Source organism: Streptomyces sp. SID486, from assembly GCF_009865385.1.
Classification (GTDB): domain Bacteria; phylum Actinomycetota; class Actinomycetes; order Streptomycetales; family Streptomycetaceae; genus Streptomyces.
Genome location: NZ_WWJT01000722.1, coordinates 1 through 8,458 on the forward strand (window position 1 = coordinate 1; position 8,458 = coordinate 8,458).

The 8,458-nt window shown below is 75.1% G+C and carries 5 protein-coding genes; 2 read left to right on the plus strand and 3 right to left on the minus strand.

Translation table 11 applies throughout. The features are described 5' to 3' along the window. Nucleotides 1–39: 39 nt before the first annotated feature. Genes GT045_RS33940 through GT045_RS33950 form a run of 3 tightly spaced genes read right to left on the minus strand, consistent with a single transcriptional unit; the run spans nucleotide 40 to nucleotide 1,978 of the window. Nucleotides 40–348, minus strand: coding sequence for an AzlD domain-containing protein (locus GT045_RS33940; RefSeq protein ID WP_161288072.1), 309 nt, complete (start codon nucleotides 346–348; stop codon nucleotides 40–42). Continuing rightward, nucleotides 345–1,097, minus strand: coding sequence for an AzlC family ABC transporter permease (locus GT045_RS33945; RefSeq protein ID WP_161336538.1), 753 nt, complete (start codon nucleotides 1,095–1,097; stop codon nucleotides 345–347). Before GT045_RS33945 ends, GT045_RS33940 begins: the two co-directional genes overlap by 4 nt. Nucleotides 1,098–1,120: 23 nt before the next feature. Further along, entirely contained in the window at nucleotides 1,121–1,978 is an 858-nt protein-coding gene (locus GT045_RS33950) for an AraC family transcriptional regulator (RefSeq protein ID WP_161336539.1), read from the minus strand. Between the two features lie 264 nt (nucleotides 1,979–2,242). On the opposite strand from GT045_RS33950, the gene GT045_RS33955 reads away from it, so the two are divergent. Both GT045_RS33955 and GT045_RS33960 read left to right on the plus strand, forming a co-directional pair. Further along, entirely contained in the window at nucleotides 2,243–7,246 is a 5,004-nt protein-coding gene (locus GT045_RS33955; RefSeq protein ID WP_161336540.1) for an ATP-dependent helicase, read from the plus strand. 219 nt (nucleotides 7,247–7,465) lie between these two features. Further along, complete coding sequence (locus tag GT045_RS33960; RefSeq protein ID WP_161336541.1) at nucleotides 7,466–8,335, plus strand: Fpg/Nei family DNA glycosylase; 870 nt, start codon at nucleotides 7,466–7,468, stop codon at nucleotides 8,333–8,335. The last annotated feature ends 123 nt before the right edge of the window (nucleotides 8,336–8,458 follow it).

Sequence of the window (8,458 nt, forward strand, 5' to 3'; positions counted from 1 at the left end):
GGCCCCTCCCCGCCCCCTCGGCGGCCGGCCAGGTCCGCGTCACCCGCCGATGGCCCGCACGCCCGCCGTCACCAGCACGGCCGCCGCCACGACGAGCAGAAACGGTGCCCGCAGCACCAGTGCCACGGCCGCGGCGCCGAGCCCCGCGGCCCTGGCGTCCAGCATCAGCACGTGCCCGTCGGCGAACGTCTGCTGGGCCGTGAGCGCGGCGAGCAGCGCGACCGGCAGCAGGGCGGCCAGCCGCCGCACGTACGGCCGCTCCATGGCATGGGCCGGCACGAGCAGCCCGATGAGCTTGACGGCGTAGCAGCCGACGGCGGTCGCCCCGATCGCGATCCAGGTGTTCACCGGTCCGCCTCCGCGCCGCGTCCGTCCTGCCCGCCACGCGCCCGGTGCCGGTCCTCGGCGAAGAGGGCGAGCGGGGCCGCCAGCGCCGCCACCAGGACCGGCACACCGGCCGGCAGGACGGGCAGCAGACCGAGGCCCAGCAGGACGGCGAGGCCCGCGACCGCACGCTCGGTGGCCGTCTTCAGCATCGGCGCGAGCAGGGCGAGGAACACGGCGGGCCCCGCCGCGTCGAGGCCCCACGCGCGCGTGTCGCCGATCGCTTCGGCCCCCAGCGCGCCGAGCAGCGTGGTGAGGTTCCACAGCACGTACAGGCTGAGCCCGGTCACGGTGAAGCCGATCCGGGCGGTCCGCCGGTCGGGCTGCGCAAGGGTCACCGCGGTGGTCTCGTCGATCACCCACTGGGCGGCGAACGGCCGTACCGCGCGCGGGAGGGCGAGCAACTGTGACAGCCGCAGCCCGTAGAAGGCGTTGCGCACTCCCAGGAAGAAGGCGCCGGCCGCGGCCGTGAACGGGTTGCCCCCGGCCGCGAGCGCGCCGACCAGGGCGAACTGGGAGGCGCCGGTGAACACCAGGAGGCTGAGCGCGCAGGTCTGGAGCAGGCCGAGTCCGCTGCCGGCCGAGGTCACCCCGAAGGCGAACCCGGACAGGCCCACGGCGACGCCGACGCCGAGGGCGTCCCGTACGACGGCCGACGCCGGCTTGTCCGAGCCGTCGGTCGATGGGTCGGTGAGTGTTATGTGCTGTGCCACACCCCGGACGGTACGGGCGTCGGTCAGCCCGTGTCTTGTACGTTCTTGCGCTCTCCCGGGCCGGTGCGCTCCCGCCGGTACGCGCCCGGCGGCACGCCGACGATCCGGGCGAAGTGCCGGTTGAGGTGGGGCTGGTCGGTGAAGCCGACGGCGACTGCCGCGTCGGCGGGAGTCGTCCCCGCGTCCAGCAGCAGCCTGGCGCGGCGCACACGGGCGTCGGTCAGCCAGGTGTGCGGTGGCATGCCGTAGGCGTCGCGGAACGCCCGCAGCAGGGCGAACGGACTGGTGCCGAGGTCCGCGGCCAGCCGTTCCAGGGTCGGCGGTCCCGCCATGCGCTCCTCCAGCACCGCACGCGCGCGTGCCGCCATCCGCGCGCCCGCCGTCCGGGGCCGCCGCTCGGGCAGCGGGCCGCCGTTCAGCCGCAGGAGCCTGGTCACGGCGACGCGCAGGAGTGTGTCGGCCGCCAGCGCGTTGCCCTCGTCGGCGGCGCGCAGCACCTGGTGGACCAGACGGACGGTGCGGGGATCGTCGAGGACGGGGCTGACGAAGCCAGGGGTGCCGCGGAGGGTGGTGGTCTCGGCGGCGATCGCCGCGACCACGTCGGCCGACGGGTACAACGCGCCGTACCGCCAGCCCTCGGGCACCCCGGCCCGGCCGGTGTGCGGGGTGTCGGGGTTGACCAGGGCGAGCGCTCCGGCGCCGGCGGAGACGTCGGAGCCGTGGTGGTGGAAGACCTCGACGCCGTCGGCGATGGCCGCGATCACGAAGTTCTCGTGGGTGTGCCGGACGAAGGTCTTGCGGATGTAGCGGGCACGCAGGAGGTCGACTCCGGGCAGCTCCGTGTACCGCCAGTGCCGTGCCCGTTCCCCTGAACCCGCCATACGGCCATTGTCCGCCCGGCCCGAGCCAGGTTCTCCCCCGCCGTGACCTTGCCCGACAGGCCCCGCCACCGCCGCACCCGGCCGAGCCTTGCCCCACCAACCAGGCCACCGCCCCTGCCCGGCCCGGACCCACCGAGCCGGACCCGACCTCGGCCCGCACCGCACGGCACCGCACCCACACCCCGGACGCCGCTCTCCACCCCCCGGCTCGCCCCGTTTGTCCAGGTCAGGGCGATTGTCAGTGGGCGGGTGCAGGATGGACGCATGGTCAGCTCCGCCCACCGGGCCCTCGACGGCTTCTCCCCCGCGACCCGCGGCTGGTTCACGGGGGCCTTCTCCGCGCCCACCGCGGCCCAGGCGGGCGCGTGGCAGGCCATCCAGGCGGGCTCAGACGTGCTGGTGGTCGCCCCTACCGGCTCGGGCAAGACACTGGCCGCGTTCCTCGCCGCCCTGGACCAGCTGGCCTCGACCCCGCCCCCGGCCGACCCCAAGAAGCGCTGCCGGGTGCTGTACGTGTCCCCGCTGAAGGCCCTGGCCGTCGATGTCGAGCGCAACCTGCGCAGTCCGCTGACCGGCATCCGCCAGGAGTCGGTGCGCCTGGGCCGGCCCGAGCCCGAGATCAGGGTCGGCATCCGGTCGGGCGACACCCCCGCCGCCGAGCGCCGCGCCCTGTCCACCCGCCCGCCGGACATCCTGATCACCACGCCCGAGTCGCTGTTCCTGATGCTGACGTCCGCCGCGCGCGACGCGCTCAGCGGCGTGGAGACGGTGATCCTGGACGAGGTGCACGCGGTCGCGGGCACCAAGCGCGGCGCACATCTCGCGCTCTCCCTGGAGCGGCTCGACGAGCTGCTGCCCAAGCCCGCCCGCCGCATCGGCCTGTCGGCGACCGTGCGCCCGGTGGACGAGATCGCCCGTTACCTGTCCCCGCGCGGCAAGGTGGAGATCGTCCAGCCGGAGTCGGGCAAGGAGTTCGACCTCTCCGTCGTCGTCCCGGTCGAGGACATGGGCGAGCTGGGCGGAGCGCCGGCCGCCGACGCCGCCGAGGGCGCGGAACGGCCGTCGATCTGGCCGCATGTGGAGGAGCGGATCGCCGACCTGGTCCAGGCCCACCGGTCCACGATCGTGTTCGCCAACTCCCGGCGACTGGCGGAGCGGCTCTGCAACCGGCTCAACGAGATCGCCTACGAGCGGGCGACCGGGGAGCCCCTGGACGAGCACCACTCCCCCGCCGAGCTGATGGGCGGATCGGGAGCGGCGCAGGGCGCGCCGCCGGTGATCGCCCGCGCGCACCACGGGTCGGTCTCCAAGGAGCAGCGGGCCCTGGTGGAGGAGGACCTGAAGGCCGGCCGGCTGCCGGCGGTGGTCGCCACCTCCAGCCTGGAACTCGGCATCGACATGGGCGCGGTGGATCTCGTCGTGCAGGTCGAGTCCCCGCCCTCGGTCGCCTCCGGGCTGCAGCGCGTGGGCCGCGCGGGACACCAGGTCGGCGCCGTCTCCACCGGTGTCGTCTTCCCCAAGTACCGGGGCGACCTCGTCCAGGCGGCCGTGGTCACCGAGCGGATGCGGTCGGGCTCCATCGAGTCGCTGAGGGTGCCCGCGAACCCGCTGGACGTGCTCGCTCAGCAGCTGGTCGCCATGACCGCGCTGGACACCTGGCAGTTCGACGACCTGCTGGCCATGGTCCGCCGCGCGGCGCCGTTCGCCTCCCTGCCGGAGTCGGCGTTCACGGCGACGCTCGACATGCTGGCCGGCCGCTACCCGTCGGACGCCTTCGCGGAGCTGCGCCCGCGCGTGGTGTGGGACCGCGTCACCGGCGAGATCACCGGACGCCCGGGCGCCCAGCGCCTCGCGGTCACCTCCGGCGGCACGATCCCGGATCGCGGCCTGTTCGGCGTCTTCCTCGTCGGTTCCGACCCCAAGAAGGGCGGCGGCCGGGTCGGCGAGCTGGACGAGGAGATGGTCTACGAGTCCCGGGTGGGCGACGTCTTCACGCTGGGCACGAGCTCGTGGCGGATCGAGGACATCACGCGCGACCGTGTCCTGGTCTCGCCCGCGCCGGGTGTCCCGGGCCGGCTGCCGTTCTGGAAGGGCGACCAGCTGGGCCGCCCGCTGGAGCTGGGCCGCGCGGTGGGCGCGTTCCTGCGCGAGGTCGGGTCGCTGCCCAGGGACGACGCCCGGCTGCGGCTGCTGGCGGCCGGCCTGGACGCGTGGGCGGCGGACAACGTGCTGTCGTACCTGGAGGAACAGCGCGAGGCGTGTGGCCATGTGCCGGACGACCGCACGATCGTCGTGGAGCGGTTCCGTGACGAGCTGGGCGACTGGCGGGTCGTCGTCCACTCCCCCTTCGGCGCCCAGGTCCACGCCCCCTGGGCCCTCGCCCTCGGTGCGCGGCTGTCCGAGCGGTACGGCATGGACGCCCAGGTCATGCATGCCGACGACGGCATCGTGCTGCGTCTGCCGGACGCCGATCTGATGGGCCTGGACCTGCTCGACCAGGAGCCCGTGAAGGCCGGCGGCGAGTACGACAGCGAGCAGGCCCCGGTCGGCGCGGCGGACGTCGCCTTCGACAAGGGCGAGGTCGACCAGGTCGTCACCGACCAGGTGGGCGGCTCGGCCCTGTTCGCCTCCCGGTTCCGCGAGTGCGCCGCCCGCGCGCTGCTGCTGCCCCGCCGCAACCCCGGAAAGCGCACCCCGCTGTGGCAGCAGCGCCAGCGGGCGGCACAACTGCTGCAGGTGGCGAGCGAGTTCGGCTCGTTCCCGATCGTGCTGGAAGCGGTCCGCGAATGCCTCCAGGACGTCTTCGACGTCCCCGGGCTGGTCGAGCTGATGGGCGACATCGAGTCCCGCAAGGTGCGCCTGGTCGAGATCACCACCCCGGAGCCGTCCCCGTTCGCCCGCTCCCTGCTCTTCGGATACGTCGCCCAGTTCCTGTACGAGGGCGACTCCCCGTTGGCCGAGCGCCGCGCCGCCGCGCTCTCGCTGGACTCCCGGCTGCTGTCCGAGCTGCTGGGTCAGGCGGAGCTGCGCGAACTGCTCGACGCGGAGGTGCTGACCGAGCTGGAGCGCGAGCTGCAGTGGCTCGCCGAGGACCGCCGGGTCAAGGACGTCGAGGGCGTCGCCGACGTCCTCCGCCTGCTCGGCCCGCTCACCGACGCCGAGTTGGTCGCGCGGGGCACGGATCCGCAGTGGCCGCGGGAACTGGCCGGGGCCCGCCGGGCCATCAAGGTCCGGATCGCGGGAGCCGACCACTGGGCCGCCATCGAGGACGCGGGCCGGCTGCGCGACGCGCTCGGCACGGCGCTGCCGGTCGGTGTGCCCGAGGCGTTCACCGAACCGGTCAAGGACCCGCTGGGCGACCTCCTCGCGCGCTATGCCCGTACGCACGGCCCGTTCACCTCGACCACGGTGGCCGCCAGATTCGGCCTGGGTGTCGCGGTCACCGAGGGAGCCCTGCAGCGGCTCGCGGCGGCCGGCCGGGTCGTGCAGGGCGAGTTCCACCCGGCCGGCATCGGCCAGGAGTGGTGCGACGCGGCCGTACTGCGCCGTCTGCGCCGCCGCTCCCTGGCGGCCCTGCGCCATGAGCTGGAACCCGTGCCCCCGGCCGCGCTCGCCCAGTTCCTGCCGCAGTGGCAGCACATCGGCAAGGGGCACGGTCTGCGCGGCATCGACGGGCTGGTGCGCGCCGTGGAGCAGTTGCAGGGTGCCTCCGTGCCCGCATCCGCGCTGGAGAAGCTGGTGCTGCCCTCCCGGGTGGCGAACTACACCCCGTCGATGCTCGACGAGCTGACCGCCGCGGGCGAGGTGGTGTGGGCCGGGGCGGGTGCCCTGCCCGGAAAGGACGGCTGGGTCTCGCTCTATCTGGCGGACGCGGCCCCGCTGCTGCTCCCGGCACCGCACCCGCTGGAACTCACCGCGCTCCACCAGTCCGTCCTCGACGCCCTCTCCGGTGGTTACGGCCTGTTCTTCCGGCAGATCGCCGACCAGATCCGCGCCACCACGCACCCCGACGCCACCGATCCCCAACTGGCCGACGCGCTGTGGGACCTCGCCTGGTCCGGCCGGCTCACCAACGACACCCTGGCCCCCATGCGTTCCCTGCTGGGTTCCGGCCGTACGGCGGGCTCGACCGCGCATCGCGCCAAGCGCGCCGTCCCGCGCGGCCGGTACGGCTCCCTGACGGCCGCCGCGCGCACCGCGTTCCGCACCGGTCCGCCGACGGTCGCCGGCCGCTGGTCGCTGCTGCCCGCGGCCGAACCGGATGCCACGGTGCGCGCGCACGCACTGGCCCGCACGCTCCTGGACCGGCACGGCGTGGTCACCCGGGGCGCGGTCGCCGCTGAGGGCGTCGAGGGTGGTTTCTCGGCGGTGTACCGGGTGCTGTCGGCGTTCGAGGACAGCGGTCAGGCCCGGCGCGGCTACGTGGTCGAGGGGCTGGGCGCGGCCCAGTTCGCGATGGACGGCGCGGTGGACCGCCTGCGCGCGGTGGCGACCGCGCGCGAGCGGGCCGAAGGTCTGCCCGCTCCGGCCCGGCAGAACGGCTTCGGCGCCCCGGGTACCGCGAGCGGCTTCGCCGAGCAGGGGTTCCCCGACCCCTTCGCCCCCGCCGACGGCACCCCCCACGGCCACACCTTCGACGCGGCCGACGGCGGCCTCGCCCACCCCGGCCTGGACGGCGACTTCACCTGGCCGCCGGAGGACCAGCCCGCCGCCGACGGCGGCCGGCCCTCCCCCCGCGACCTCCCCGATCCCTTCGCCTCCGCGGGCTACGGCGGCCCCCGCGGCGGTGGCACGCCGTACGGCGCCGGCCCCTCCTACGGCACGTCCCCGCACCGCGGCGGCTACGGCACCGGCCGGTCGGGTTCCGCCGCTCCCGACCCGCGCGCCGTGGTCCTCGCCGCGGCCGACCCCGCGAACGCCTACGGTTCCGCGCTGCCCTGGCCGGAGCCGCCGACCGGCGCCGGGCACAAGCCGGGACGCAAGGCGGGCTCGCTGGTCGTCCTCGTGGAAGGCGAGCTGACGCTGTACATGGAGCGCGGCGGCAAAACGCTGCTGGCCTGGCCGGCCGGTCCGGACACCGACGCGACGGACGACCCCCGCCTCCGCCCGGCCGCCGAGGCCCTGGCCGCCGCGGCCCGCGCCGGTTCACTCGGCACGGTCACGGTCGAGCGGATCAACGGCGTCCAGGCCCTGACCTCCCCGACGGGCGCGCTCCTGGAAGCAGCGGGCTTCGTGGCCACCCCACGCGGCCTGCGCCTGAGAGCATGACCGACACCGCCCACCCCACCACCCACCCCGCCACGGGACACCCCCCCTTGCTCCACCAACTCACGCCACCACCCTCCTCCCGCCCCGCACCACCGCACCCCCTCCCCCCGACCAAGCGCACCATCACAACCCGCATCACTCCACCCGCCCATGCCGCACGCCCTACAACCCCACCCCTCCACCCGCCCCGCCACCCCGTCCCCGTGGCACGCTTGACGCATGCCCGAAGGTGACACGGTCTGGCAGGCCGCACGGCGGCTGCACGAAGCCCTCGCGGGCCAGGCGCTGGTCCGCAGCGACTTCCGGGTGCCCCAGTACGCGACGGTCGACCTGGCCGGCCGCAGGGTGCTGAGCACGATCGCGCGCGGCAAGCATCTGCTCACCCGTTTCGAGGGCGATCTGACCCTCCACACCCATCTGCGCATGGAGGGCGCCTGGAAGGTCTTCGGCACGGGTGAACGCTGGCGGGGCGGGCCGGCCCACCAGATCCGGATCATCCTCGGCACGGCGGATCGCGACGCCGTCGGTTTCCGCCTGCCGGTGTTGGAGCTGCTGCGCACCAGCGAAGAGGAGCAGGCCGTCGGCCACCTCGGCCCTGACCTGCTCGGCCCCGACTGGGACCCCGACCTGGCCCTGGCCAACGTCCTGGCGGACCCCGCCCGGCAGCTCGGCGAGGCCCTGCTGGACCAGCGCAATCTGGCCGGTATCGGCAACGTCTACAAGAGCGAGCTGTGCTTCCTGCTCGGCGTGACCCCCTGGCTCCCGGCCGGCGCGCTGCCCGCGGACCGCGCCGAGAAACTGCCCGCCCTGGCCAAGAGGCTGCTGGAGGCGAACCGGGACCGTCCGGTCCGCCGCACCACGGGCCTGTCCCGTCGGCAGACGACACGGCTGCCCTGGCCCGACCTGTTCGTCTACGGGCGTGCCGGGCGCCCCTGCCTGCGCTGCCACACCCCCGTCCGGGTGGCGGACCAGGGCGACGGCTCCCAGGAACGGCCCACCTACTGGTGCCCCACCTGCCAGGCGGGCCCCACTCCCGCGGCCGGCTCCCCCCAGCGCTGGCGCGACCGGTACCCCCGCCGCACCGGCTGACCACCCACGCCCCCCGGAGCGGCCGGGCCTCCCCTGGCCGGCAGAGCCCCCACCCGCCCGATCCCATCGGCCGGGTCCCAGTCATGGACGGGCCCGGTCATGGACGGTCCCGGTCATGGACGG

Coding starts and splice junctions, on each gene's coding strand:
- GT045_RS33960 (WP_161336541.1), top strand. CDS start 7,466: ATGCCCGAAGGTGACACGGTCTGGCAGGCCGCACGGCGGCTGCACGAA.
- GT045_RS33955 (WP_161336540.1), top strand. CDS start 2,243: ATGGTCAGCTCCGCCCACCGGGCCCTCGACGGCTTCTCCCCCGCGACC.
- GT045_RS33950 (WP_161336539.1), bottom strand. CDS start 1,978: ATGGCGGGTTCAGGGGAACGGGCACGGCACTGGCGGTACACGGAGCTG.